Source organism: Pantoea sp. UBA7232, assembly GCF_002473195.1.
Taxonomy (GTDB): Bacteria; Pseudomonadota; Gammaproteobacteria; order Enterobacterales; family Enterobacteriaceae; genus Pantoea; species Pantoea eucrina.
This window is the reverse complement of record NZ_DKTK01000009.1, coordinates 322,100-346,831: the sequence shown is the minus strand read 5'-3', so window position 1 is coordinate 346,831 and position 24,732 is coordinate 322,100. Positions and strand designations below refer to the sequence as shown.

Here is a 24,732-nt window from a genome sequence, read left to right as displayed (position 1 = left end):
ATCAGGCTGATTGATATCCAGTAGCGGCAGCTGCTCCCTTCATTCTTTACTACCGTTTCTCATTCCGGAGCAGAGCCAATTCCCTTATCGGGCAAACTAATGTTTTACTACCCGTTTCGCGTTTTTTCTTCGCAAGGAAATGAGGTAAAGCATGACCCATCAGGAACATCAAAACAGCAGACCGCCTGTATCAGCAGCAGAGACGCGGCAACGGATCCGGGCAATTGTCGGGGCGTCGTCCGGTAACCTGGTCGAGTGGTTTGACTTTTACGTTTACTCTTTTTTCTCCCTCTATTTTGCTCATGTCTTTTTTCCGGCAGGTGATACCACCACACAGCTTCTGCAAACTGCCGGGGTATTCGCTGCAGGTTTTCTGATGCGGCCGATCGGCGGCTGGCTGTTTGGCTATATTGCCGATAAGCACGGACGTAAAACGTCTATGCTGATCTCGGTCTGCATGATGTGTCTGGGCTCTTTAGTTATTGCGTGTCTGCCAGGCTATGGCGAAATTGGCATAGCCGCGCCGGTTATTCTGCTGCTGGCGCGTATGTTTCAGGGGCTGTCAGTGGGTGGCGAGTATGGCACCAGTGCAACCTATATGAGTGAAGTCGCGCTGGAAGGCCGCAAAGGGTTTTATGCTTCTTTTCAGTATGTGACGCTGATTGGCGGCCAGCTGATGGCGGTGTTAACCGTCGTGGTACTGCAGCAGCTACTGGATGATGAGGCGCTGCGCAGCTGGGGCTGGCGTATCCCGTTTTTCATCGGTGCCGGGCTGGCTATCGTCGCACTCTGGCTGCGACGCTCTCTGAATGATACCTCTGAAAAGTCACATCGCGCGCATCGCGATGCGGGCAGCGTGATAGGGCTGTTGCGCAATCACTCACGCGCATTCTTTATGGTGCTGGGTTTTACCGCCGGCGGCTCGCTGAGCTTCTACACCTTTACCACCTATATGCAGAAGTATCTGGTCAATAGTGCCGGAATGGACGCGCGCAGTGCCAGCGGTCTGATGACGGGGGCGTTACTGGTCTTTATGGTGATCCAGCCTGTTGTCGGTGCGCTATCAGATAAAATCGGACGGCGTGCTTCCATGATGATATTTGGCGCGGGCGCCGCAACCTGTACCGTACCTGTTCTGCTGCTGCTGCAGCATACTGAGAGTCACTGGGTCACATTCCTGCTGGTTATGCTGGCGCTGATTATCACCAGCTTCTATACCGCCATCAGCGGGATCCTTAAGGCTGAGATGTTTCCGCCAGAGGTGCGTGCGCTGGGCGTAGGACTCTCTTATGCGGTGGCCAACGCGATTTTTGGCGGCTCGGCTGAATATGTCGCTTTGCTGATGAAAAGAGAAGGTATCGAAACCAGCTTCTTCTGGTATGTCTCAGCCATGGGCGCGCTCTCTTTCCTGGTCTCACTTATGCTGCATCGCAAGGGAAAAGGAATTGCGCTGTAGTCAGTGACGGATATTCCAGAGCATGATGCCGCTGGCAGCGCCGGCGGCATCCCATGCCAGATCTTTCCAGCTCCAGCCGCTTCCTGCCGCACGGCTGTCATAGAGCTCTTTTGCCGCGCCAAAACTGAGTGAAAACATCAGGCCAAAACCCATATTTTGGGCGTTATCCTGCTGCTGGTGACGGGAAATTTCGCTGCCGGCGGCGGCAAGCAGCGCTGAGGCAACATAGTGCTGCGCTTTATCTTTACCGGTCCAGCGATCCTGCGCCTGATGCGCACATCCGCTACACAGCAACACTATACAGAGGATGCACGCCCGCATGACTTTACAGCAGCCGGCTGATCAACCGATCGATGCGGATGCGCCGCAGTCGACGGATAAGCTTGCGCACTTTGGCGGGGTAGTCAGAGATACTTTCCAGCTCGCGAAAGTGAGTGACCACCGTAGTATGCTCGCGGATTAGCGTCAGCTCTTTCTCGCGCTGTTCCGCCAGCTGATTAAGTGGGTCGTGAATCAATACCGCATTTTCCAGATCCAGACGCCACGCGCGCGGGTTGAGATTGTTGCCGGTGATCATCATCCACTCATCATCAACCCATATGCCTTTCAGGTGATAGCTGTTTTCACCATCTTTCCACAGGCGTACCGTCAGCTGACCGTTATCAACATAGTACTGCAGGCGGCTGAGGAAGCGACGCAGGTTGATCTCATAAAGATAGGGCAGGGCGCCGATCACTTTGAAGGGCTCAGACGGCGGAATATAGAAATCGTTCGCCGTTTTATCACCGACAATAATCTCGACATCCTTGCCCTGACGCAGCAGATGGATCAGGTTACGCACCAGAATGGCAGGCAGATTAAAGTAAGGTGTGCAGAGCGTCAGCTTCTGCTCGGCGCAGGGCATCAGATGGAAAATAGTTTTATTAAGTAAGCTGCGCTTGCCCAGACCCACCAGCGGCGTCACCGCCAGCGTATCGTTACCGGCATCGCCGGTAAAATGATAATGAAAACTGCGCAGCTCGCTGCGAAACTGACGCGTCTCGTTTTTGATTTCCGGGCTGGAAGGACGCTCAGCCTGATCGAGGCGGTTGACCGCATCAGACTGTTTCAGGTTTTCATCGATCCACTCATACATCGCATTCGTTAACTGTGGATTACGAATCAGCTGATAGCGATCGTAGCGGTACCGTTCATGCTGATGCAGATAGACATCATTCAGGCTGGCTCCGCTGTAAAGCAGCGTATCGTCGATGATAAAACCTTTGAGATGCAGGACGCCCAGCGCTTCCCGCGTATTAACCGGAATGCCATAAACCGGAATGGCAATATCCGGATGCCGGGTAGCCATCTCGCAGTACCAGTCAGCATTGGTCAGGCCACGCGCCGCACCGATACGTCCACGCTGCGCACGATGCCAGTCTACCAGAATGGCGATATCCAGTTCCGGACGAGCCTGACGCGCCGCATACAGCGCCTCCATAATACTGCGGCCGCCATCATCATTTTCCAGATAGAGCGCAGCAATACAGATGCGTTTTTCTGCCGCTGCAATTTTTGCCAGCAGCGTTTCGCGAAACTCAGCGGGCGAAAAAAGCGTGGTCACGTCCGACACAGATTGTGACAGTTTAGGCAGCTGTGCGAGGTGTTGTTGGTGTTTATTGCGTTTAAATTTAGACAACATCACAGTGCACTTCTTCTCTGTTCATTTGTATGGCCTTTTGCCATCAAATCATGATCCTAACGTCAAATAATAACATCAACTCACCTGTTGAGGAGGATTTTTACCGTTCTCTACAGGCGGTGTTACGACGTCAATCAACGGTAAATTAAGCGTGACAATGCCATCATCAAGCTGAATATTCACGCGAAAGTTAAGTTTGCGCGCCAGCGTAATCATGCCGCTATTGTGCGGCATGGTTATACCGTTCAATTGTTGCAGACCGTGATCGCGGGTATAGCGAATCATCTTCTCCAGCAGCCGTCGCCCCATACCCAGCCCTTTGAGATCGGAACGAACCAGCACTGAAAACTCCGCATCGACATTATCAGCGTCAGATATCGCGCGGGTAACGCCGATAATCTCCTCTTCAGCGCCTTCCCGCTGGCGTACCGCCACAATCGCCATTTCGCGGTCGTAATCTATCTGCGTCATATTGGCTAAATCATCGTGGGTGAATTCGCTGATTTCACTGAAATAGCGGTAGTAGAGATCCTCTTTAGTCACCTGCGCAATAAAAGCGCGCAGCTGCGGCTCATCCTCAGGCAGGATTGGGCGAAACAGGCAGTGCTGGCCATCTTTCAGCTCAACCTGCTCCTCCAGATGCTGTGGGTAAGGGCGGATAACCAGCCGCGCCTCGCTGTCGCCGCTAAAAGGGGCCAGCTGCAGCGTGACGTCAATAAGGGTAAAGGTTTCTGCCGATGCCAGCAGCGGATGAATATCAAGCCGCTGGATCTCCGGACAATCCACCACCAGGTTTGATACCTGTACCAGCAGCTGACTCAGCCCGGCGATGTCGAGCGGATGCAGCGCGCTGCGGCTGCGGATCTTGCCGCTTTTTATCGCCTGAATCACCAGATAGCGCGCCAGCGTCATATTCAGCGGCGGCAGCGCTACGGCGGCCTGCTTATCAGGCTGCCATTCAGCCCCCCCTTCGCCGAGCAGGATAATCGGGCCAAACAGCGGATCCTGGTCTACCACTACGCGCAGCTCCTGAGCGCCAGCCCGGCTGGCCATACTCTGTACCAGCAGGCCATCGACGCGCGCCTGCGGATGCGTGCTGCGCACGCGCTCAAAAATAGCCTGTGCGGCCTGTTTCACCTCGGCAGCGCTGCGCAGATAGAGCATCACACCCTGTACCTCAGATTTATGGGCGATATCGGGCGAGCGCAGTTTGAGGGCGACCGGATAGCCCGTCTGCTCAGCAATAGTGACCGCTTCCTGACTGTCGCTTGCGATCCAGCCGGGCAGCGTTGTCAGACCATAAGCCTGCATAACAGGCTGCACCTCATGGGTATCCAGCGTGGTCACACCGCGGTCAAGTGCCTGCTGCAGCAGCTGATGCGCTTTAGCGCTGTTTTGCTGCAGCCCCGGTGGCAGCGCCGGCGTTTCCCGCAGCTGCTTCTGGTTACGGCGATACTCGACCTGATGCATAAACGCGGTCACGGTGCCTTCCGGGGTGCGCCAGGTCGGAATGCCGGCCTGGGTAAAGGCGCGCCGCGCCGCCTGGGATGAGGATTCACCGCACCAGTTAGTCAGCAGCGTGATCTGCCTGCCGCGCGGATGACGCGCGAGTGCAGCAATAATCTGCTCCGCCGTCTCGGTCGCTGGCGCAACCGCGCTGGGGGAGTGAATAATCATCAGGGCGTCAAAATCATGACTGTCGAGCAGCAGTTCAATGCAGGCAACGTAGCGGGCAGGTGTGGCGTCATCTTTTAAATCCAGCGGGTTTCCCCGGCCAGCGCCCTCCGGCAGTAGTGAGGCTACTCTCTGTCGCATCGCCTCATCCAGCGAAGCCAGCTTACCGCTGCGCGCATAGAGCGCATCCAGCGCCAGAGCAGCCGGCGCAGCGCCGTTGCTGACGATCATCAGGCGCTCGCCGCGCAGCGGACGCATGTGGCTGAGTGATTCAACCGCAGAGAAAAGTTCATGCGTATCCTGCACGCGCAGCAGGCCGGCGCGTTGTATTGCGGCATCCCAGGCGGCATCCAGGCCGCTCAGGGTGCCAATCATCGCCTGCGCCTCCCGGCTGCGTCCGCTTTTGATAACCAGAATAGGCTTATTGCGTGAGGCGCTGCGCGAGGCGGAGACAAAACGCCGGGCATCGCTCAGGTGTTCCAGGTAGAGCAGGATAGCGCTGGTTTTCGGGTCGCGTGCCAGAAAATCGAGCACGTCATCGACATCGATATCGAGGCTGTCGCCCAGCGCGATAAACCAGGAGAAGCCGAGATTCCGCTGCTGCGCCCAGTCGAGGATGGTATTTGAGACCGCGGCAGACTGTGAAACAAAAGCAATACGCCCTTTAGCGATGGGCACCGGCGAGAAGCTGGCATTCAGCCCCTGCCACGGGGCCAGCAGCCCAAGACTGTTAGGGCCGAGCAGGCGAATCTGCCACTGGCTGGCGCAGGTTTTCAGCGTCTCAAGCTGGCTGGCGGGTGAGGAGAGAATAATGCAGGCTCTGCAGCCTTTTTCGCCCAGCTGCTGCAGCAGCTCTGGATTGCGCTTTGCATGGGTGCAGATAATGGCCAGATCGGGAGCAAAAGGCAGACTGGCGATATCGGGCCATGCCAGCACGCCCTGTACCGCCTTATATTTTGGCGTAACCGGCAGCACCGGGCCGCTAAAGCCGCCCGCCAGCAGGTTGCGCATCAGGAAATAGCCGGCACGCCCCGGCGTTACCGAGGCGCCAATTACCGCAATCGATTTAGGTCTTAACAGCGCTTCCAGTCCACGTTGACTCATCATCCACTCCTGCTGTCGGGATTGGCATGATTGTAAACGCTTTTACGGCGAAAACCGATTTGCTGCTGTCAGGCTGCGAGCCAGCTTCAGTTTTCGCTGCTGTTTAACGCCTGCTGCGTATGAACCGGATGATGCGGTTTGCCTGCAAGGTAGGCGTGACGGAACTGTTCAAAGTGCTGCTGCAGGGCGCTGGCGGCCACGTTGTCACCCGCCTGAGCAAGCAGCGCTGCGGCGACCTCTGCCGTGCAGTGCTGTCCTTCGCCGTGCGCCTCCCGCAGGGTGTAGCGCGACGGGGTGTTCACGCTCAGCGACATCACCGGAAAATGGTCCAGCCACGGACTTTTACGAAACATTTTGCGCGCCTCAGACCAGGTGCCATCCAGCATAATAAACAGTGGCGGTTTACCGCTGATCGGCGGCGCAGTCAGCACCTCACGTCCGGGATCGGCATAAGAGGCGGGGAACACCACCACCGGCTGATAGTCGCTGCTCTGCACTGCTGCCAGCAGCGCCGGGTCAGGCTCCGTTCGCGACCAGCCGAAGGCGAGGGTATCCGGCAGCACATCGGCAATCAGGCGTCCGGTATTGCTGGGCTTCATCGGTTCAGTATCGAACATCACCAGGCAGAAGCGGCTGCGCGACTGCTGCGGCTGCAGCGTGGCACACAGGCAGTGCCTGTGCGGCAACAGACAGCGCTGACAGCGCACAACGCGATTACCGCGCGCGAGAAAGGGCCGCGTAGCGCGGGCCAGACGTTGCGCCCGTAAGCGCAGAACAGCATTTTCAGACATAGACAGGCAGGGCAGGAAAAACGTCAGTGTAATAGAAGGGGGAAAGCAAGGCCAGCAATCTGCTGGCCTTCAGTGACTACAGGGTTTCGTCGAGCCACTCATTAAACGGCGTTTTCGGCATCGCGCCATTCAGCATATCGACCATTTCGCCCCGTTTAAAAATCATGATGGTCGGGATCGTGCGGATGCGAAAACGCGTGCTGAGCGCCTGCTCAGCTTCCGTATTGACTTTAATAAAACGCACTTTGCCGCTGCGTTCGGCCGCAACTTCTTTAAATACGGGCGCAAAGTTCACGCAGGGGCCGCACCACGGCGCCCAGAAGTCGATCACGACCGGCAGGTCATCCTGCAGATATTTATCCAGCGTAGCGGCCGTGGCATTAACTACCTCGCCGTTGAAAAGCGCTTCGCCGCAGCGACCGCACTTTGCACCGTCGGCCAGACGCGCTTCGGGAACGCGGTTAACTGCCTGACAGCCGGCGCATACAGTATTCATTGTCATCTCAAACCGGTCCTGTAAATCTGATGATAGAGTCGTATTATGAAAAGGCTGGATGCTATGCTCAATCTGGATTACCCAATAGGTTCAATAGTTGATAGCTAAGCGCTGGCACATCAGGTAATCTTCGCGCTCTCAATGCTGGAGGAACAGATGAACGACGAATTTAAAGGCAAAAGCGGCAAGGTAAAAGTGATGTATGTACGTGAAGAGGAGGGCGGCAGTAAGCCAAATCCGCGTACCGGCAAAGGCGGCCGTCCTGCTGCGCGCCAGGAAGATAATCGTCGCTCTGCTCCCCGCAGCAATCGCAACAATGACGAAAGCGATCGCGCGCGCGCGCCACGCAGCGGTGACGATTCCGGTCGCTCACGCAGCCGCGACGACGCTGGCCGCTCACGCGCGCCGCGCAGCAGCGATGATGCCGGCCGCGGCCGCCGCACGGATCGTAATGACCGTAGCGAGCGCAGCAGCCGCCCTGAGCGTAACGACCGCGACGATCGCGGCTTCAGTGATTCGCCGTGGCGCACCGTATCCCGCCCGCCGGTTGCCGCTGCCGACAGCCCGGCGGATGACGCCGCTGACGCGAAGCCGGTAATCGATTCCGAGCAGATCCGCCGTCAGCGTCAGGAAGAGACGCGCGTCTATGGCGAAAACGCCTGTCAGGCGCTCTTCCTGAGCCGTCCGGAGAGCATCGTGCGCGCCTGGTTTGTCCAGAGCGTTACGCCGCGCTTCCGCGAAACGCTGCGCTGGCTGGCCGCAAACCGCAAAGCGTATCACGTGGTTGAGGAGGCTGAGCTGGCGAAAGCGTCCGGTACCGAACATCACGGCGGCGTCTGCTTTATTATCAAAAAGCGCAGCGGCATGGCGGTATCAGAGTGGCTGAAAAAGGCCGAGCACAAAGATTGCGTGCTGGCGCTGGAAGATGTGAGCAACCCGCATAACCTGGGCGGCATTATGCGCAGCTGCGCGCATTTTGGCGTGAAGGGGCTGCTGGTGAACGACGCGTCGCAGCTGGAGTCGGGCGCCGCCGTGCGTACTGCTGAAGGCGGCGCTGAGCACGTACAGGCGATCAACGGCGAAGATTTCGCTGCAAGCCTTGATGCGTTCCGCAAGGCGGGCTACACCATCGTGACCACGTCGAGCCACGAGGGCACGCCGCTGGCGCGCGCCGAACTGCCGGCGAAAATGGTACTGGTGCTGGGTCAGGAGCGGGAAGGGCTTTCAGACAGCACCTTCCGGCAGGGCGAACTCAACCTGTCGATTGGCGGAACCGGCCACGTTGAGAGCCTGAACGTCTCGGTAGCAACCGGTATTCTGCTGGCCGAATGGTGGCGTCAGAACGCATAAAAAAAACGGGCCATAGCGGCCCGTTTTGCATGGTGGCGGCTCAGTGTGCGCCACCCCCTCCGCCGCCTGCACCAAATGGCGGACGGGCAAACCAAACCAGCACCAGCAGAATCACAAACACCCCCGCAGACGCCCAGAAAATCTCATTGGCTGAAATAATCAGGCCCTGATTAGTGATCTCCCGCGCAATCCACGCAGACGCCTGCTGGTGGCTCATGCCCATGCCTTCCAGCTGCGCATACATCTCCTGCGAATTCTGGTTGTAAGGATTGACGGATTCGCTCAGATAGCTGTGATGCATCGACTCGCGGTTGGTCCACAGGGTCGTGGTAATAGAGGTTCCGATCGATCCTGCCAGCGTACGCACAAAGTTAGAGAGGCTGGAGGCTGCGGCGAGGCGCTCCGGCGGCAGTCCCGACAGCGTAATGGTGGTCAGCGGCATAAAGAAACAGGCCACGGCAAAGCCCTGAATAAACTGCGGCCAGGCGGATGCGCCGAAGTCCATGCCGGGCTCAAAGGTGTAGGCGCGCCAGTAGAAACAGACGGCGTACATGATAAAGCTAAAGGTTACCAGCCGGCGCATATCGAGCTTGTGGGCGAACCGGCCAATAATGGGTGAGAGGATCACCGGAATAATCCCGACCGGGGCAGATGCGAGTCCGGCCCAGGTGGCGGTATAGCCGTAGACCTCCTGCAGCAGCTGCGGCAACAGCACAATGGAGCCGAAGTAGAGCATGTAGGCCAGGCTTATCGACAGACAGCCAATGGTGAAGTTGCGCATTTTAAACAGCGACAGGTCAACGATCGGATGATCGTCCGTCAGCTCCCACACCAGCAGCACCGCCAGCGCTACCACGGCCACCACCGCCAGCACGATAATCTCTGTCGAGCTGAACCAGTCGAGCTCTTTACCACGATCCAGCATCACCTGCAGCGCGCCGATGCCCACCACCAGCAGCACCAGTCCGACAATATCGATCGGACGGATCTCGGTTTTGGTTTCACGGCCGCGCAGCGTCTGCAGCGTCAGCATCACCACCACGATGCCAATCGGCACGTTGATAAAGAAGATCCAGCCCCAGTGATAGTTATCGCTGATCCAGCCGCCCAGGATCGGGCCGCAGATTGGCGCAACGATCACCGTCATCGCCCACAGCGACAGGGCAATACTGCGTTTAGCCGGAGGGTAGTTACTCAGCAGCAGGCTTTGCGACAGCGGGATCAGCGGACCGGCCACAATCCCCTGCAGAATACGGAAAAAGATCAGCATCTCCAGGCTTTCTGACATGCCACACGCCCAGGAGGCGAGCGCAAACAGAATGGTTGCCCAGGTGAAAAGTTTCACTTCACCGATGCGCTTTGCCAGCCAGCCGGTAATTGGGATCGAGATGGCGTTAGCCACCCCGAACGAGGTGATAACCCAGGTGCCCTGTGAATTTGACGCGCCCAGATTACCGGCAATGGTCGGGATCGCCACGTTGGCGATAGTTGAGTCGAGCACCTGCATAAATGTCGCCAGCGACAGGGCGATAGTCATCAGAACAAGTGGCGCGCCCTCAAGCGGTTTTTGTGCCATAACAGTCTCCGGCGGATCAGCCCGCGTTGGCACGAACGATAGCGGTAATCATCTGGTTGACCGGCGCAAGATCAATCGCCAGCGCGTTGCTCTCATAGGCGGCCTGCGGACGAACGGCGCCTGCCAGCACTGCACCCTCTTTGTTCTGCGTATCAACCTTCACCAGAGTCGAGAGTCCGATGCGCAGCGGATGCGCCGCCACTTCATCCGGGTTCAGTTCAATACGCACCGGCAGGCGCTGTACGACTTTGATCCAGTTGCCGGTAGCGTTTTGTGCGGGCAGCAGCGAGAAGGCGCTGCCGGTTCCCATATCGAGCCCCGCGACCTTGCCGTGATAGACCACATCATCACCATAGATATCGCTGACTACAGTTGCAGACTGACCGATGCGGACGCCGGCAAGCTGCGTCTCTTTGAAGTTGGCATCTACCCACAGGTTGGTGGAGGGCACTACGGCCAGCAGCGGGGTGGTGGTGGAGATTTGCGAGCCTACCTGCACGCTGCGGCGTGAAACATAGCCATCAATCGGGCTGCGTATATCGGTACGCTGCAGATTAAGCCAGGCGTCGCGCAGGGCAGCGGCGCTCTGCTGCACCGCAGGCTGGTTTTCCAGACTGGTGTTCAGAATCATCGCCTGGTTGGCATTATATTGCTGCACAGCGACGTCAAGCTGCGCTTTCGCGGTCGCCACGGCGTCACGCGCGTGCTGCAGCTCTTCACGGCCAATCAGATTTGAGGCGCCCAGCGGTTCGCGGCGCTTCAGATCGGCTTCAGCCTGTTCCAGTGCCGTCTGCTGCAGCTTGATCGTGGCCTGATACTGCCTGCCGTTGATCATCAGCTGGTGCGTCTGGCGGACGCTGGTGGCCAGGGCGGTCTGCGCTTTTTCAAAGGCCTGCTGCGCATCGGTTTTATCCAGTGAGACCAGCACGTCGCCTTTTTTGACGCGATCGGTATCATCAAACCATACTTTGTTAACGCTGCCGGAAACCTGCGCCATCACCTGCACCTGATTGCCTGCTACATAGGCATCATCAGTCTCCTGAAAATGACGCAGCACCAGATACCAGTAAGTCAGATAGCCAATACCGGCCACAATAAACACGACAGCCAGCAGGATCAGCGCAATTTTACGCTTCTTCTTCTTGTTTGCAGGCTGTTGCGGGCTTTGAGCTTCCGCTGTCGCACTCATGTCGTTCTCCACGTTTGCCATAAGTCGGGGTGTGCTGATCCATCAACACGGTAACCCGAATCGAAAAAGCCAGCGCAAAAGGCGCTGGCCAGATAAAGGAAAATTAAAATAGCGATTTCGGCAGGGGGTTGTGTCGCACTTCTTGCTATTAGCGAGAGAGTGAGGCGATAACCTGATCTTCGTCCATTTTGTCCAGACGGTTAAGCAGCTTGCGCGTGATGGCTTCCAGCTGCTCCTGCTCGGTGGCGCTCAGTGACGACCAGAGATACTGCAGGCTCTGGTGCTGGGGCGGCAGCAGCTGACGCAGAAACTCGTTGCCTTTTTCCGTCAGATGCAGATGCAGGCAGCGGCGATCGTTGTCGCTTTCACGGCGTTCGATCCAGCCGCGCTTTTCCAGTTCATCCGCAATGCGCGTGGCGTTGGTGCGTGAAGAGCCCAGTGCCGCACTCAATTCTGATGGCTGAATGCTCTGGTTTTCCTGCGCATCCAGCGTGATCAGCGCCATAAATAAGGTTTCGTTAATTCCCTGTGCCTTGAGCATCTTGTTGCGATTATCCAGCAGCTTGCCCTGCATATGCATACACAGGCGGGTCAGGATAATCTCCTGCAGCGGAAAATCTTTATGACGATTTGCCCGGACGTTCAGCATCTGCTCAATGGGAGTAAACGAACTTTCCATCTAAAAAAACCTCTTGATTGCAACGTAGAATTATCACATTCAGCGCGCTAACCGCTTCGCTGTGGAATAATTTCGAGAGTAAAAATAACTACAGTGAATAAGTACACTGCTAACGATATCAAACTCACCTGTTAATGGACAGCGCCGCTTACCGATTTACGCTGTTTTTCTTGCTCAGGCAGGCTCTGCGCTGGCGTTACGCCACCAGATTATCAGATTAAGTAGCGTCGCCAGGGCACCCGCCGCACAGACGCCATACCAGCCAAACAGATGAAAGGCGTTGGCCGAGATCACCGAGCCGAGCGCCCCACCGGTAAAATAGCTGGTCATATAGCCGGACGTCAGGCGATTACGCGCTTCGGGCATAGTGCGATAGATAACGCTTTGGTTGGTGATATGTACGCCCTGAACCGCCAGATCCAGCAGCACAATGCCGGCAATCAGCGCCAGCAGGCTGCTGCTGCCGAGTGCGGTAACGCCCCAGGAGATCAGCATGATCACCAGTCCGGCGCTGGTGGTGAGTTTTGCTTTGCCCCGGTCTGCCAGTCCGCCCGCCTGACGCGCCGCAAGCGCGCCTGCAGCTCCTGCCAGACCCAGCAGGCCGATCTCGCCCTCGCTGAAATTCCACGGCGGTGCAGCGAGTAGAAAGGCCATTGAAGTCCAGAGCATGCTGAAGTTTGCAAAACTCAGGCAGCCGGTCAGCGCCCGGGTACGTAACACCCGATCGGCGCTGAACAGGGAGAAAATTGAGCGCAGCAGCTGCAGGTAGTTAAGCGGCACGCGCTGCTGGTAGCGCGGCAGATAGCGCCACAGCGCCAGCGCCATCAGGATCATCAGCACGCTGGCGCACCAGTAAACGCTGCGCCATCCGGCAACCTGAGCCAGCGCGCCGGCAACGGTACGCGCCAGTAAAATGCCCAGCAGCAGGCCACTCATGACCGTACCTACCACTTTGCCACGCTTTTCCGGAGCAGCCAGCGTGGCCGCCAGCGGCACCAGAAGCTGTGCCACCACTGAGAAGAGACCGGTTACCACCGTACCCAGCAGCATCAGCGTCAGCGAAGAGGAGAGGGCGGTCAGCATCATGCCGCCCGCCGCCAGCAGGCTCATTGAAACAATCAGAGCACGCCGTTCCAGCATATCGCCCAGCGGCACCAGCAGCAGCAATCCACAGGCGTAGCCAAGCTGCGCGGTGGTCACGATAAAGCCCGCTACGCTGACAGAGAGACCAAACTGATGCGCAATCGTATCGAGCAGCGGCTGCACGTAATAGTTACTGGCCACAGCCAGCCCTGTCGCGACTGACATCAGCGCCACTAATGGGGCACTGAGGCGTGCCGGAGATGAGCTCATGAGCGGATACACAGTGAAATAATCATATGGGGATAATAGTAACCGAAAAAATTATTTCATAGTTGTGATAATTAACAGGACGTACCAGTGCGTTATAGCGCACGCTGCGCTTATCGGCGACGGAAACAGTGCGGGTGACCCGAAGGCCGCCCGCTGACTACATAAAACGATGGCGTTTATTTCGCGGCGGCCAGAGCGTCATTGATCCACTTATCAAACTCCGCCTGATGACCTTTAATCCAGCCATCCACATGATGGTTGATATCCGCTTCAGATGCCTGACCCGCATGCATGGCGGCATTCTCCGCGTTGATATCCTTAATCGGCAGCTTCATCTCCGCAAACAGCTTCGCGGCGGCCGGGTTTTTCTCTGCCCAGGCTCTGTTCGCCACGATATGCATGGTGTTCACCGGAAAGCCGTAATTCGCACCATTTGCCAGTTTGGTATCCACTTTGCTCTGTTCGCCAGGCAGGGAGGAGAACGGCACCTGCAGCCAGACTACGTCACGGCCCGGTTTCAGCACATCGCTCAACCAGTAAGGTGTCCAGGTGTAGTAGAGAATCGGTTTACCCTGTTTGAAGCGCGCCAGCGTATCGGCCACCATTGCCGAATAGTTACCCATATTGGCGGTAACGGTATCGGCCAGGCCAAACGCGCTGTTCTGGTGATTAATCACCGCTTCGCAGCCCCAGCCCGGCGTACAGCCGGTCATGTCCGCTTTACCATCCCCGTTACTGTCGAACAGTTTGGCAATTTTTGGATCTTTCAGCTGTTCAATATTGGTGATGTGATATTTTTCAGCGGTTTTTTTGTCAATTAAATAGCCCTGGGCAGCACCGCCAACGTAGGTGCCTTCGCGGTAAAACTTGCTGTCACCGCCAGCGGCTTTATACATATCGTCGTGCAGCGGCTGCCAGTTAGTGGCCACAAAGGTAGCGTCACCGGCAGCGATTGTGGTGTAAGCCACGTTGTAATCGACTTCGCCCGGTTTCTCCACGCTATAGCCGAGTTTCTCCAGCGCGCGGCTGACAATCAGCGTCTGGAAGGTTTCTTCAGCAATGGTGCTTTGCAGCGGTTTAACGGTAATGCCTTTACCCGGCAGGTCGGCGGCGGACACGTGCGTCGCGGCGAACGTCGTCAGGACGGCAGCGAACAGAGCTGTCTTGCGCATAGTCATTCCTTATTTTACGTGTGACGTCGGAGACGGGCGGCCACGATGGACCGCCCAAAAAAATCAGGCTTTTTTACTGAACGGACGCAGTAGCAGGCCAACCGGACCGGTGCTGTACCAGTGACGACTACCCCGGCTGCGGCTATCGCGGCCAACCGACTGCGTGAGGCGATCGAGGATAATGGCGAGGATCACAATGCCGACGCCACCCACGGTGGCCAGCCCCATATCGAGGCGGCCAATGCCGCGCAGCACCATCTGGCCCAGTCCGCCGACCGCGATCATGGAGGCGATAACCACCATTGATAGCGCCAGCATCAGCGTTTGGTTAACCCCGGCCATGATAGTTGGCATCGCCAGCGGCAGCTGGACCTTAAACAACATCTGACGCGGGCTGGCGCCGAAGGATTCGCTGGCTTCAATCAGGTCAGCAGGCACCTGTTTAATACCGAGAATGGTGAGGCGCACAATCGGCGGCAGTGCAAAGATGATGGTTACCACCACGCCTGGTACGTTGCCGATACCAAACAGCATCACAATCGGCACCAGATAAACAAAGGCGGGCGTGGTCTGCATCGCATCCAGCAGCGGACGGACGATACGCGCGGCACGCTCGCTGCGCGCCAGCCAGATACCCAGCGGCAGCCCAATGACAATACAGAACAGCAGGGCGGTGAGCACCAGCGCAAGCGTTACCATGGCCTGCGACCATGCGCCAATCGCGCCAATTACAATTAGTGAAACCAGCGTGGCAATGCCCATCGCCGGCGTCGCAATCTGCCAGGCAATCAGCGCGAACAGCACAATCGCCACCGGTGCCGGCATGCCCAGCAGCAGCTGCTGGAAGGCGCTCAGGATGTAATCCACCGGAACGCGGATACCCTGAAACAGCGGGCGGAAGTGGTTCACGACCCAGTCGATGCCCTCGGTCACCCAGCTGTCGAGCGGAATCCAGGTTTTATGGAACGGGTCCATGATAGTGAAATGTTCCGGCGCTGGTGCAGGTGCACTGTTGAGCCAGTCGCTGCCGCTGGCCGTGCCAGTGGCAGCGTCATGACCGCCGCTGGTGGCTGCGGGATCCCCCCACGCATCTGCGCCACCGGTGCTGCTCTCTGCAGGCGTGGCTGAAGCGGCACCTGACCAGGGATCGGCGGCGCTGGCATCAGGCGTGGTTGTTTGCGCTGCGCTCTGGCTGGCGCTATCCCATGGGTTGGCGGTGTGTTTACTCATGGCTGGGCTCCTTCACGGTCTAACGCACGCAATAACATGCTTTTAGAGATGATACCGACGTACTGATTATCTTCACCGACTACCGGTACGGCGCACGGCGCCTGCGCCACATGGGAAAGCAAATCATTCAGTGAGGTATCAGCAGGCACCGCCTGCGGGGCTTCCAGCAGCGCACTATCCAGCCCGGCACCGGCGGCCAGCGCCGCTTTCAGCGAATCACTGGAGACCACGCCAACAAACTTCTGTTTTTCCAGCACATAGCCAAACTCGCGGTCTTCATCCTGCAGCAGCTTAATGGCGGAGCGCGGACCGAAGCCGGGCGCTTTACGGATCAGCGCTCCGGCACTGCGGCGCGCAATATCTTTAGCGCTAAAGACATGACTAATATCCACACCGCGGAAAAAGGTGCGGACATAATCATTCGCGGGATTATTGAGGATCTCATCAGGCGTACCAACCTGAACCACTTCGCCGCCCTGCATAATGGCAATGCGATCGCCAATACGCATGGCTTCGTCAAGATCGTGAGAAATAAAGACAATGGTGCGCTGATGTTTTGCCTGCAGCTTTACCAGCTCATCCTGCATTTCGGTACGAATTAAGGGATCCAGAGCGGAGAACGCTTCATCCATCAGTAAAATATCGGGATTAATTGCCAGCGCGCGCGCTAATCCCACGCGCTGACGCATACCGCCGGAAAGTTCATCCGGATAAGCATTGGCATAATTTTCCAGCCCTACCTGACGCAATGCCTCAAGCGCTTTTTCCTGACGTTCATGAAGCGGCGTGCCAGCTAATTCCATTCCAAAGGCGGTATTATTCAGTACCGTCATATGTGGCATAAGCGCGAAGGATTGAAACACCATACTGATCTTATTTCTGCGTACTTCACGCAGTTCGCTATCTGATATTTTAGCAATATCGACACCATCGATAATCACCTGGCCCTGCGTGGGCTCTATCAGACGATTGAGAAGGCGAACCATGGTGGACTTTCCAGATCCTGACAGCCCCATGATGACGAAGATCTCGCCTTCTTCAATGGCCAGACTGGCATTTTGTACGCCTACTGAGAGACCGGTTTTCGCCAGAATTGTCTCTTTGCTTGCGCCTTGCGCAATGAGCTTAAATGCCTTTTCCGGATGATCGCCAAATACTTTATATAAATTTTTAACTTCGAGTTTAATTGCCATGCAATAATTACATTCCTGGTTAAATGTCTGACTATTTCTTGTTGTACCCTGATTAAATTTAAGCGCCCTATAACCTAACATAGTGAGAGTGTCTGACAACCCTTGCACAGAATATTTCCGGCAAATGCATCCTGATTATTGCCGCTAATTCCAGAGCCCACGAGGGATGAGCGCGGATCAATTTTTTCTGAATTTTTTGTGAAATTTGGCAGGTTTTAGTCAAATCGCTGCGTGAAATGCGGATAAATCGCGCTTTAACGGCACTGATATTAATTAAATAGCGGACGCTGAGTGTCGGAAATATTCCGGTGCGTTGATAGATAAGTAAGGCAGGATGAAACAGGAGATTGCGTTTATCATAAGGACGTTCCGCAGGGCGCGTGAGGCCATTACGCGGAGTGGCGATCCGCAGAGCCGCCACTGCGTTGCATCAGGAGCGCCAGAGAGGACTACCCACCTGGCGCCAGAGCCGATTAGAAATCCCAGTCCTCATCTTCCGTTTCCACGGCTTTGCCCATGACATAGGAGGAGCCGGAGCCGGAGAAGAAGTCGTGGTTTTCATCTGCGTTCGGCGACAATGCCGCCAGTATTGCCGGGTTGACTGCTGCTATCTCCGCCGGAAACAGCGCTTCATAGCCCAGATTCATCAGCGCTTTATTAGCATTGTAGTGCAGAAAGGCTTTTACCTCTTCCGCCCAGCCCGATTCCCCATACAGCGCATCGGTATAAGCCAGTTCGTTTTCATACAGCTCCAGCAGCAGATCGATAGCGAACTGCTGCAGCGCTTCACGCCGCGCGGCATCGGCGTGCTGCAGCGCCTGCTGATATTTATAGCCAATATAGTAACCATGAACCGCCTCATCGCGGATGATCAGGCGGATCAGATCGGCGGTGTTAGTCAGCTTGCCCCGGCTGGACCAGTACATCGGCAACCAGAAGCCGGAATAAAACAGAAACGACTCCAGGAAAACGCTGGCGATCTTTTTCTTCAGCGGATCGTCCGCCTGATAGTGCGCCAGAATGATCTGCGCCTTTTTCTGCAGCGCGGCGTTCTCTTCGCTCCAGCGGTAGGCGGCGTCAACGTCTGCCGTGTTGCATAGCGTGGAGAAAACCGAGCTGTAGGAGCGGGCGTGTACCGCCTCCATAAAGCTGATATTTGACAGCACCGCTTCTTCGTGCGGCGTGGCGGCGTCCGGCATCAGGCCCGGTGCGCCCACGACATTCTGAATCGTATCGAGCAGCGTCAGGCCGGTAAATACGCGGATAGTCAGCTGCTGCTGCGCCGGTGCCAGCGCCTGCCACGCAGGCAGATCGTTGGAAAGCGGCACTTTTTCCGGCAGCCAGAAATTACTGGTGAGACGGTTCCAGACCTCAAGATCTTTATCATCCTGCAGGCGATTCCAGTTAATCGCCTGAATAGCATTAAGTTTCATCATAACTTTACAGGGCGCAGGAGACGCAGCCCTCAACCTCCGTGCCTTGTAGCGCCATCTGACGCAGGCGAATGTAATAGAGCGTTTTAATGCCCTTTTTCCAGGCGTAAATCTGCGCTTTGTTGATATCGCGCGTGGTGACGTCGTCGCGGAAAAACAGCGTCAGCGACAATCCCTGATCGACATGCCGGGTTGCTTCCGCATAGGTATCGATAATCGCCTCAGGGCCAATCTGGTAGGCATCCTGATAAAACGCCTGGTTTTCATTGGTCATAAACGGCGCCGGATAATAGACGCGTCCGGTTTTACCCTCTTTACGGATCTCAATGCGCGACACAATCGGATGAATACTTGAGGTGGCGTGGTTGATGTAGGAGATAGAACCGGTTGGCGGGATCGCCTGCAGGTTCTGATTAAACAGCCCGTGCTGCATCACCGCCGACCGCAGCGCCTGCCAGTCAGCCTGCGTCGGCAGGACAAGACCGGCATCGTCAAATAGCTGCGCAATGCGCGCGGTGCGCGGCTGCCAGCTGCACGTAATATATTTATCGAAGTACTCTCCGCTGGCGTAGTGAGACTGTTCAAACCCGTCAAAGCTGCGCTGACGCTCCCGGGCCAGCTGGTTTGAGGTACGCAGTGCGTGAAACGTGACGCAGTAAAAATAGAGGTTGGTGAAATCCAGCGCCTCTTCTGAACCGTAGGCGATACCTTCCCGCGCCAGATAGCCGTGCAGATTCATCTGCCCGAGGCCAATAGCGTGTGAACGGCGATTGCCTTCGGCGACGGACGGCACCGAAGCGATCTCACTCATCTCTGACACGGCGGTGAGCGCCCGCACGGCCACTGCCACGGTGCGGGGGAGGTCACGGGAATCCATCGCGTGTGCGATATTCAGCGAGCCGAGATTACATGAGATATCTTTGCCCGTGCGCCGGTAGCTGAGATCCTCATTCAGTTCGCTGGCGCTGTTGACCTGCAAAATCTCTGAGCAGAGGTTGCTCATATTAATGCGCCCGGCAATCGGATTACTGCGGTTAACGCTATCCTCATACATGATATAGGGGTAGCCCGACTCAAACTGGATCTCTGCCAGCGTCTGGAAAAAGTCGCGCGGGTTGATATAGGTTTTGCGGATGCGTTCGTCCGCCAGCATCGCGTCATAGTGCTCGCTGATGCTGATATCGCCGAACGCTTTGCCATAGATGCGCTCAACGTCATACGGCGAAAACAGCGCCATATCCCGGTTCTCTTTTGCCAGCTGAAAAGTGATATCCGGGATCGTTACGCCCAGCGAGAGCGTTTTAATGCGGATTTTTTCATCCGCGTTTTCACGTTTGGTATCGAGGAAGCGCAGAATATCGGGATGATGGGCGTTCAGCCAGACCGCACCGGCCCCCTGACGCGCGCCCAGCTGATTAGCGTAAGAGAACGCATCCTCCAGCATCTTCATGACCGGGATCACGCCGGATGACTGGTTTTCGATACGCTTGATCGGCGCTCCCGCTTCGCGCAGGTTAGAAAGCAGAAACGCCACGCCGCCGCCGCGTTTAGAGAGCTGCAGGGCAGAGTTCACCGCGCGGCCAATCGACTCCATATTATCTTCAATACGCAGCAGGAAGCAGGAGACCAGCTCACCGCGCTGCTGTTTGCCGCAGTTCAGAAACGTAGGTGTGGCGGGCTGGAAACGGCCGCTCAGGATCTCTGTCAGCAGCGCTCGCGCCTGCTGCTCATCGCCACGCGCCAGCGTCAGCGCCACCATGCAGGCGCGCTGGGTGAAGGTCTCCAGGTAACGTTTGCCATCAAAGGTTTTCAGCGTATAGCTGGTGTAAAACTTCCAGGCACCGAGGAAGGTGTGAAAGCGGTGATCCTGCGCATCCGCTTCGTCATGCAGCGCGCAGAGAAAGTGAAAGTCATACTGATTCAGGACGCTGGCTTCGTAGTAGCCTTCCTCAACCAGATAGCGCAGCCGCTCAGCGGCGGAGCTGAAGGTCAGCGTATTGGGCTGAACGTGCTGCAGGAAAAACTGCCGCGCCGCTTCGCGATCTTTTTCAAACTGAATATGACCCGCTGTGTCATACAGATTCAGCATCGCGTTCAGCGCGTGGTAATCGAGCTGCGTGCTGTTCAGGGTGTCTGCTGTTGCCAAAATTGGGTTACTCCTGCTTTAACCTGCGCAATGTCTTCCGGCGTGCCCATCATTTCAAAGCGATAAAGGCAGGGCACCTGACATTTACGCGCAATGATGTCGCCTGCCAGGCAGAAACCGCTGCCGAAATTGCGGTTGCCGGCGGCAATGACGCCGCGGATGCCGCGACGATTTGCGCTGTCGTTAAGAAACTGAATCACCTGGCGCGGGACGGCCCCCTGCGCACCGCCGCCGCCATAGCTCGGCACCACCAGAATATAGGGGTGGTCAACCTGCAGCCGCTGGTTAGCTTCTGCAGGAATGCGGTGCGCCGGCAGCGCCAGGCGGGTAATAAACCTGTGGGTGTTTTCTGACCGGCTGGAAAAATAGACCAGCGGATACATGGCGCTATTCACTTACCGCAGCGGAGTGCCGCAGCGCAGCAATTTTATCCGGACGGAAACCGCTCCAGCTGTCATCCGGCGTCATGACAACCGGCACCTGGCGGTATCCCAGCGCTTTAATTTCTTCGAGCGCTTCCGGCGCGGTATCAAGGTTGATGAGCTGATACGTCATGCCGCAGCGGTCCAGGGCATTTTTAGTGGTATCACACTGGACACAGTTACTCTTAGTGTAAATAATAATGCTCATGATTCGCATTTCCTTTTAGTGACAGAAAGATAGCTGCTGTTACCAGGTGCAATCGGCCACAAATCAATATGTAGCGTATTTTGTATAGTTAGATACTAGATGTGGTATTTGTGGCGGTCAACCCGATAACTGAAGGGGTATTGCTCTGGCGGTACAACAACCCAGGCAGGCTGCGCTTTTTGCAATGGAAAAAATTTTTCTGGTCGCTGAAAGGCAAAAAAAGCCCTGCATCAGCAGGGCTTTTTCAGAATCATGTGCCGGTTAGCGGCGGGACACCAGCAGTGCACCCAGAACCAGGCCCACGGCGGCACCCAGCCCTACGCCATGCCACGGCTTATCGCGTACGTAGGCGTCAACCTGATAGCCTGCATCGCGTGCCGCCTGGGAAACTGAACTATTGCCGTTCATTTTCGCGCGGGTCTGCTTCAGCAATTTTTGCGCCTTGTCGCGCGCGCTGTCGACTTCATCTTTGGCGTCGCTGCCATAAGACTTAAGCAACGCTTCCAGCGAATCAGCCAGATCGTTTACATCCTGATTGATATCAATGTCATCGTTTTTAGTGGTTCGATTAAACATTTTTCGCTCCCTTTAATTTAAAACGTAATACTAAGTGTAGACGATACGTGATTAAACGCAGCGCTATGCCAGGCTTTAGGGAAAATCCGAATGTCTGTACCCCAGGTCTGTTGTAAGGTTGCGGGGCTGTGAGAAGAGAGGAGCAAGCATGTATTTACGTCCGGATGAGGTTGCGCGCGTACTGGAAAAAGCAGGATTCGAAATGGATGTTCTGACGCCAAAAACCTATGGTTACCGTCGTGGTGAAAACTACGTCTATGTTAACCGTGAGGCGCGTCTGGGACGCACGGCGCTGGTGATCCATCCTACGCTGAAAGAGAAAAGCCAGCACTTTGCTGAGCCCGCCTCAGAGATGAAAACCTGCGATCACTACACGCAATTCCCTCTCTACCTGATGGGTGATTCACAGGAGCATTACGGTATTCCCCACGGTTTCAGTTCCCGTGTTGCGCTGGAGCGCTATCTGCAGGGCGTGTTTGGCGCCTGATTTTTTGCCCCGTTAACGCGGGGCTCTCCCGGCCTGCACCATCCCCGGTTTCTGCCACGTTGCAAAACGCAGCGCGGATGCGTATAACTCTGTATCCATATAGAAGTTTAGACGTCCATATGGATTATCAGTATGCAAAGCGCGAATACCCCTCCGCAGGAAAGTTTTAAACGCACGATGAAAGTGCGGCACCTGGTGATGCTGTCGCTGGGTGGCGTCATCGGCACCGGCCTGTTTTTCAATACCGGCTATATCATCTCAACCACCGGTGCAGCGGGCACGCTGCTGGCCTATCTGATTGGCGCGCTGGTGGTCTGGCTGGTCATGGCCTGCCTGGGCGAGCTGGCGGTAGCGATGCCGGAAACCGGCGCGTTTCACGTCTATGCCGCACGTTATCTGAGCCCGGCCACGGGCTATACCGTCGCCTGGCTCTACTGGCTCACCTGGACCGTGGCGCTGGGGTCGAGCCTGACCGCGGCCGGTTTCTGTATGCAGTACTGGTTCCCGACGGTGCCGGTCTGGCTCTGGTGCCTGGTGTTCTGCCTGGCTATCTATCTGCTGAATATCATCTCGACGCGCTTTTTTGCCGAAGGTGAGTTCTGGTTCTCAGTCATTAAAGTGGTCACCATCATCGCCTTTATTGTGCTGGGCGGCGCCGCGATGTTTGGCTTTATCCCGCTGAAAGATGGCTCTGCCGCGCCTGGCCTGCATAACCTGACGGCGTCAGGCTGGCTACCGCACGGCACGCTGCCGATTCTGATGACCATGGTGGCGGTAAACTTTGCGTTTTCCGGTACTGAACTGATTGGGATTGCAGCAGGGGAGACCGAGGATCCGCAGAAAGCGCTGCCGCTGGCTATCCGCACTACCGTCGCGCGCCTGATTATCTTTTTTGTCGGCACGGTGTTTGTGCTGGCGGCACTTATCCCGATGGACCAGGCGGGCATCGTCAAAAGCCCGTTTGTTCTGGTGTTTGAAAAAATCGGTATTCCCTGGTCGGCTGACATCTTCAATTTTGTGATTCTCACGGCGATCCTCTCCGCCGCTAACTCCGGCCTCTATGCCTCCGGACGCATGCTCTGGTCGCTGGCGAATGAAAATACGCTGCCGCGCTGTTTTGCGCGCGTGAACCGGCGCGGTATTCCGGTGCTGGCGATCACCATCAGCATGCTGGGGGGCCTGCTGGCGCTCTTCTCCAGCGTGATCGCGCCGGATACGGTATTTGTGGCGCTGTCGGCGATCTCCGGTTTTGCCGTGGTGGCCGTCTGGCTCAGCATCTGCGCCTCGCACTACGTTTTCCGCCGGCGCTACGTGCGTGCAGGCAAAGATATCAGACAGCTCGCCTGGCGCGCGCCATTCTATCCGGTGGTGCCGGTGCTGGGGTTTGTGCTCTGCCTGCTGGCGTGCGTGGGCCTGGCCTTCGATCCGTCGCAGCGCATTGCGCTCTGGTGCGGTATTCCGTTTGTACTGCTCTGTTATGCTGCTTACTATGTTACCCGGCGACGTAAACCCCTTAAGACGCAGGAGAGCAACCATGCCGCGTAACCCGATTGCTGAAGCACTCACCCAGACCCGTCCGCTGATCCTTGATGGCGCGCTGGCCACCGAGCTGGAGGCGCGCGGCTGCGATCTGGCAGATTCCCTCTGGTCAGCAAAGGTGCTGATGGAGCAGCCGGAACTGATTTATGCCGTGCACCGCGACTACTTTGCTGCCGGCGCGCAGGTGGCGATCACCGCCAGCTATCAGGCAACGCCGCGCGGTTTTGCCGCGCGCGGTCTGGAGAGCGGCAAGGCGGGCGAGCTGATTCGCCTGAGCGTGACGCTGGCGCAGCGTGCACGCGATGATTATCGCGCCGCTTCCGGCACCACGGCGCCGCTGCTAGTCGCCGGTTCAGTGGGGCCGTGGGGCGCCTATCTGGCAAACGGGGCCGAATATCGCGGCGATTACGCGCTGCCGCCGGAAGAGATGAAAGATTTCCACCGGCCGCGCGTGGCGGCGCTGCTGGAAGCGGGTGTCGATCTGCTGGCGTGTGAAACGCTGCCGTCGTTTGGTGAAGCGCAGGCGCTGATCGCGCTGCTGGCTGAATTTCCGCAAAGCAGCGCGTGGTTTTCGTTTACGCTGCGTGATGCAGAGCATATCAGCGACGGCACGCCGCTTGAGAGCGTGATGAAGGTGATTAACGCGGCACCGCAGGTGGTGGCGGTGGGGATCAACTGTATCGCGCTGGAGAGCGTCACGCCGGCGCTGCGGACGCTGCAGGCGCTGACGCAGAAGCCGCTGCTGGTCTACCCTAACTCGGGCGAGCAATATGATGCAGAGAGTAAAAGCTGGCACTCGGCACCCTCTGGCTGCACGCTGCAGGAGAAGTTTAGCGAATGGCAGCAGGCGGGTGCGCAGCTGATTGGCGGCTGCTGCCGGACGTCGCCTGAGGATATCCGGGCAATTGCTGCCTGTTGTCAACGCTGAATAAGCACAAAAAAAGCACACTGATAGCGCGATTGTCGTCAGTGAAAAG

At 56.8% G+C, this 24,732-nt stretch carries 22 protein-coding genes; 5 read left to right on the top strand and 17 right to left on the bottom strand.

All coding sequences use genetic code 11. The annotated features are described in order from the left end of the window. The first annotated feature begins 151 nt into the window (after positions 1 to 151). The gene (locus tag B4056_RS11555; protein ID WP_288654804.1) at positions 152 to 1,456 is read left to right on the top strand and encodes an MFS family transporter; all 1,305 of its coding nucleotides are present in this window, start codon (positions 152 to 154) and stop codon (positions 1,454 to 1,456) included. Here the strand turns inward: B4056_RS11555 and B4056_RS11550 are convergent, their stop codons facing one another. The 5 genes from B4056_RS11550 to trxC all read right to left on the bottom strand — a co-directional run bounded on the left by B4056_RS11550 (position 1,457) and on the right by trxC (position 7,202). After that, positions 1,457 to 1,777 carry a YfiM family lipoprotein gene (locus tag B4056_RS11550; RefSeq protein ID WP_094112289.1) on the bottom strand — a complete coding sequence of 107 codons (321 nt, stop codon included), beginning with the start codon at positions 1,775 to 1,777 and terminating at the stop codon, positions 1,457 to 1,459. Positions 1,778 to 1,781: 4 nt separating this feature from the next. Then, positions 1,782 to 3,137: a CDP-diacylglycerol--serine O-phosphatidyltransferase gene (pssA, locus tag B4056_RS11545; protein WP_071668497.1), complete on the bottom strand. Its 1,356-nt coding sequence runs from the start codon at positions 3,135 to 3,137 to the stop codon at positions 1,782 to 1,784. A gap of 75 nt (positions 3,138 to 3,212) precedes the next feature. Next, on the bottom strand, positions 3,213 to 5,915 hold the full coding sequence (locus B4056_RS11535) for a bifunctional acetate--CoA ligase family protein/GNAT family N-acetyltransferase (protein WP_039379780.1): 2,703 nt from the start codon (positions 5,913 to 5,915) through the stop codon (positions 3,213 to 3,215). 86 nt (positions 5,916 to 6,001) lie between these two features. Next, on the bottom strand, positions 6,002 to 6,706 hold the full coding sequence (locus tag B4056_RS11530) for a tRNA-uridine aminocarboxypropyltransferase (RefSeq protein WP_094112291.1): 705 nt from the start codon (positions 6,704 to 6,706) through the stop codon (positions 6,002 to 6,004). Positions 6,707 to 6,782: 76 nt separating this feature from the next. Then, a complete protein-coding gene (gene trxC, locus B4056_RS11525) occupies positions 6,783 to 7,202 on the bottom strand; it encodes a thioredoxin TrxC (RefSeq protein WP_039385620.1) in 420 nt (139 codons plus the stop codon). Positions 7,203 to 7,358: 156 nt separating this feature from the next. Between trxC and B4056_RS11520 the strand changes: the two genes are divergently transcribed. Beyond that, entirely contained in the window at positions 7,359 to 8,552 is a 1,194-nt protein-coding gene (locus B4056_RS11520) for a tRNA/rRNA methyltransferase (protein ID WP_113655651.1), read from the top strand. Positions 8,553 to 8,592: 40 nt separating this feature from the next. On the opposite strand, the gene emrB is transcribed toward B4056_RS11520, so the two are convergent. From emrB to B4056_RS11460, 12 genes are all read right to left on the bottom strand, one after another. Beyond that, positions 8,593 to 10,128: a multidrug efflux MFS transporter permease subunit EmrB gene (gene emrB, locus B4056_RS11515; RefSeq protein WP_039379775.1), complete on the bottom strand. Its 1,536-nt coding sequence runs from the start codon at positions 10,126 to 10,128 to the stop codon at positions 8,593 to 8,595. Positions 10,129 to 10,144: 16 nt separating this feature from the next. Beyond that, the gene (emrA, locus tag B4056_RS11510; protein ID WP_288654800.1) at positions 10,145 to 11,317 is read right to left on the bottom strand and encodes a multidrug efflux MFS transporter periplasmic adaptor subunit EmrA; all 1,173 of its coding nucleotides are present in this window, start codon (positions 11,315 to 11,317) and stop codon (positions 10,145 to 10,147) included. A gap of 148 nt (positions 11,318 to 11,465) precedes the next feature. Further along, entirely contained in the window at positions 11,466 to 11,996 is a 531-nt protein-coding gene (gene mprA / locus B4056_RS11505; RefSeq protein WP_039379772.1) for a transcriptional repressor MprA, read from the bottom strand. A gap of 174 nt (positions 11,997 to 12,170) precedes the next feature. Then, positions 12,171 to 13,349 carry an MFS transporter gene (locus tag B4056_RS11500; RefSeq protein WP_094111737.1) on the bottom strand — a complete coding sequence of 393 codons (1,179 nt, stop codon included), beginning with the start codon at positions 13,347 to 13,349 and terminating at the stop codon, positions 12,171 to 12,173. Positions 13,350 to 13,525: 176 nt separating this feature from the next. Continuing rightward, positions 13,526 to 14,521, bottom strand: coding sequence for a glycine betaine/L-proline ABC transporter substrate-binding protein ProX (proX, locus tag B4056_RS11495; protein WP_094111736.1), 996 nt, complete (start codon positions 14,519 to 14,521; stop codon positions 13,526 to 13,528). 63 nt (positions 14,522 to 14,584) lie between these two features. Next, positions 14,585 to 15,751, bottom strand: coding sequence for a glycine betaine/L-proline ABC transporter permease ProW (proW, locus tag B4056_RS11490; protein WP_108570364.1), 1,167 nt, complete (start codon positions 15,749 to 15,751; stop codon positions 14,585 to 14,587). Then, positions 15,748 to 16,944, bottom strand: a complete 1,197-nt coding sequence (gene proV / locus B4056_RS11485; protein WP_094111735.1) for a glycine betaine/L-proline ABC transporter ATP-binding protein ProV — start codon at positions 16,942 to 16,944, stop codon at positions 15,748 to 15,750. Before proV ends, proW begins: the two co-directional genes overlap by 4 nt. A 473-nt stretch (positions 16,945 to 17,417) precedes the next feature. Next, on the bottom strand, positions 17,418 to 18,377 hold the full coding sequence (nrdF, locus tag B4056_RS11480; RefSeq protein WP_039385618.1) for a class 1b ribonucleoside-diphosphate reductase subunit beta: 960 nt from the start codon (positions 18,375 to 18,377) through the stop codon (positions 17,418 to 17,420). A gap of 7 nt (positions 18,378 to 18,384) precedes the next feature. Further along, positions 18,385 to 20,523 carry a class 1b ribonucleoside-diphosphate reductase subunit alpha gene (nrdE, locus tag B4056_RS11475; RefSeq protein WP_288654795.1) on the bottom strand — a complete coding sequence of 713 codons (2,139 nt, stop codon included), beginning with the start codon at positions 20,521 to 20,523 and terminating at the stop codon, positions 18,385 to 18,387. Continuing rightward, positions 20,502 to 20,906, bottom strand: a complete 405-nt coding sequence (gene nrdI, locus B4056_RS11470; protein ID WP_288654815.1) for a class Ib ribonucleoside-diphosphate reductase assembly flavoprotein NrdI — start codon at positions 20,904 to 20,906, stop codon at positions 20,502 to 20,504. The genes nrdE and nrdI overlap by 22 nt, the downstream gene beginning before the upstream one ends. A gap of 4 nt (positions 20,907 to 20,910) precedes the next feature. Next, positions 20,911 to 21,153 (bottom strand): glutaredoxin-like protein NrdH, encoded by a 243-nt coding sequence (gene nrdH / locus B4056_RS11465; protein ID WP_094111733.1) that lies wholly within the window; start codon positions 21,151 to 21,153, stop codon positions 20,911 to 20,913. Between the two features lie 261 nt (positions 21,154 to 21,414). After that, entirely contained in the window at positions 21,415 to 21,729 is a 315-nt protein-coding gene (locus tag B4056_RS11460) for a DUF883 family protein (protein WP_039379764.1), read from the bottom strand. A 148-nt stretch (positions 21,730 to 21,877) separates the two neighbouring features. Here B4056_RS11460 and B4056_RS11455 point away from each other — a divergent pair, with 148 nt between their 5' ends. The 3 genes from B4056_RS11455 (at position 21,878) to mmuM (ending at position 24,683) form a co-directional block, all read left to right on the top strand. Beyond that, a complete protein-coding gene (locus B4056_RS11455) occupies positions 21,878 to 22,216 on the top strand; it encodes a DUF2002 family protein (RefSeq protein ID WP_039379762.1) in 339 nt (112 codons plus the stop codon). Positions 22,217 to 22,348: 132 nt separating this feature from the next. Then, positions 22,349 to 23,761 (top strand): S-methylmethionine permease, encoded by a 1,413-nt coding sequence (gene mmuP, locus B4056_RS11450; protein WP_039379760.1) that lies wholly within the window; start codon positions 22,349 to 22,351, stop codon positions 23,759 to 23,761. After that, positions 23,751 to 24,683 (top strand): homocysteine S-methyltransferase, encoded by a 933-nt coding sequence (mmuM, locus tag B4056_RS11445; protein WP_039379758.1) that lies wholly within the window; start codon positions 23,751 to 23,753, stop codon positions 24,681 to 24,683. Before mmuP ends, mmuM begins: the two co-directional genes overlap by 11 nt. Positions 24,684 to 24,732: the final 49 nt, after the last annotated feature.

Bases quoted from the DNA above. Each gene is read 5' to 3' on its own strand.
- B4056_RS11455 (WP_039379762.1), top strand. From the start codon at position 21,878: ATGTATTTACGTCCGGATGAGGTTGCGCGCGTACTGGAAAAAGCAGGA.
- proX (WP_094111736.1), bottom strand. From the start codon at position 14,521: ATGCGCAAGACAGCTCTGTTCGCTGCCGTCCTGACGACGTTCGCCGCG.
- B4056_RS11460 (WP_039379764.1), bottom strand. From the start codon at position 21,729: ATGTTTAATCGAACCACTAAAAACGATGACATTGATATCAATCAGGAT.
- nrdF (WP_039385618.1), bottom strand. From the start codon at position 18,377: ATGAAACTTAATGCTATTCAGGCGATTAACTGGAATCGCCTGCAGGAT.
- mmuM (WP_039379758.1), top strand. From the start codon at position 23,751: ATGCCGCGTAACCCGATTGCTGAAGCACTCACCCAGACCCGTCCGCTG.
- B4056_RS11550 (WP_094112289.1), bottom strand. From the start codon at position 1,777: ATGCGGGCGTGCATCCTCTGTATAGTGTTGCTGTGTAGCGGATGTGCG.
- proV (WP_094111735.1), bottom strand. From the start codon at position 16,944: ATGGCAATTAAACTCGAAGTTAAAAATTTATATAAAGTATTTGGCGAT.
- B4056_RS11535 (WP_039379780.1), bottom strand. From the start codon at position 5,915: ATGAGTCAACGTGGACTGGAAGCGCTGTTAAGACCTAAATCGATTGCG.
- nrdI (WP_288654815.1), bottom strand. From the start codon at position 20,906: ATGTATCCGCTGGTCTATTTTTCCAGCCGGTCAGAAAACACCCACAGG.
- mmuP (WP_039379760.1), top strand. From the start codon at position 22,349: ATGCAAAGCGCGAATACCCCTCCGCAGGAAAGTTTTAAACGCACGATG.
- emrB (WP_039379775.1), bottom strand. From the start codon at position 10,128: ATGGCACAAAAACCGCTTGAGGGCGCGCCACTTGTTCTGATGACTATC.
- mprA (WP_039379772.1), bottom strand. From the start codon at position 11,996: ATGGAAAGTTCGTTTACTCCCATTGAGCAGATGCTGAACGTCCGGGCA.
- B4056_RS11530 (WP_094112291.1), bottom strand. From the start codon at position 6,706: ATGTCTGAAAATGCTGTTCTGCGCTTACGGGCGCAACGTCTGGCCCGC.
- B4056_RS11555 (WP_288654804.1), top strand. From the start codon at position 152: ATGACCCATCAGGAACATCAAAACAGCAGACCGCCTGTATCAGCAGCA.
- pssA (WP_071668497.1), bottom strand. From the start codon at position 3,137: ATGTTGTCTAAATTTAAACGCAATAAACACCAACAACACCTCGCACAG.
- proW (WP_108570364.1), bottom strand. From the start codon at position 15,751: ATGAGTAAACACACCGCCAACCCATGGGATAGCGCCAGCCAGAGCGCA.
- B4056_RS11500 (WP_094111737.1), bottom strand. From the start codon at position 13,349: ATGAGCTCATCTCCGGCACGCCTCAGTGCCCCATTAGTGGCGCTGATG.
- emrA (WP_288654800.1), bottom strand. From the start codon at position 11,317: ATGAGTGCGACAGCGGAAGCTCAAAGCCCGCAACAGCCTGCAAACAAG.
- nrdH (WP_094111733.1), bottom strand. From the start codon at position 21,153: ATGAGCATTATTATTTACACTAAGAGTAACTGTGTCCAGTGTGATACC.
- B4056_RS11520 (WP_113655651.1), top strand. From the start codon at position 7,359: ATGAACGACGAATTTAAAGGCAAAAGCGGCAAGGTAAAAGTGATGTAT.
- trxC (WP_039385620.1), bottom strand. From the start codon at position 7,202: ATGAATACTGTATGCGCCGGCTGTCAGGCAGTTAACCGCGTTCCCGAA.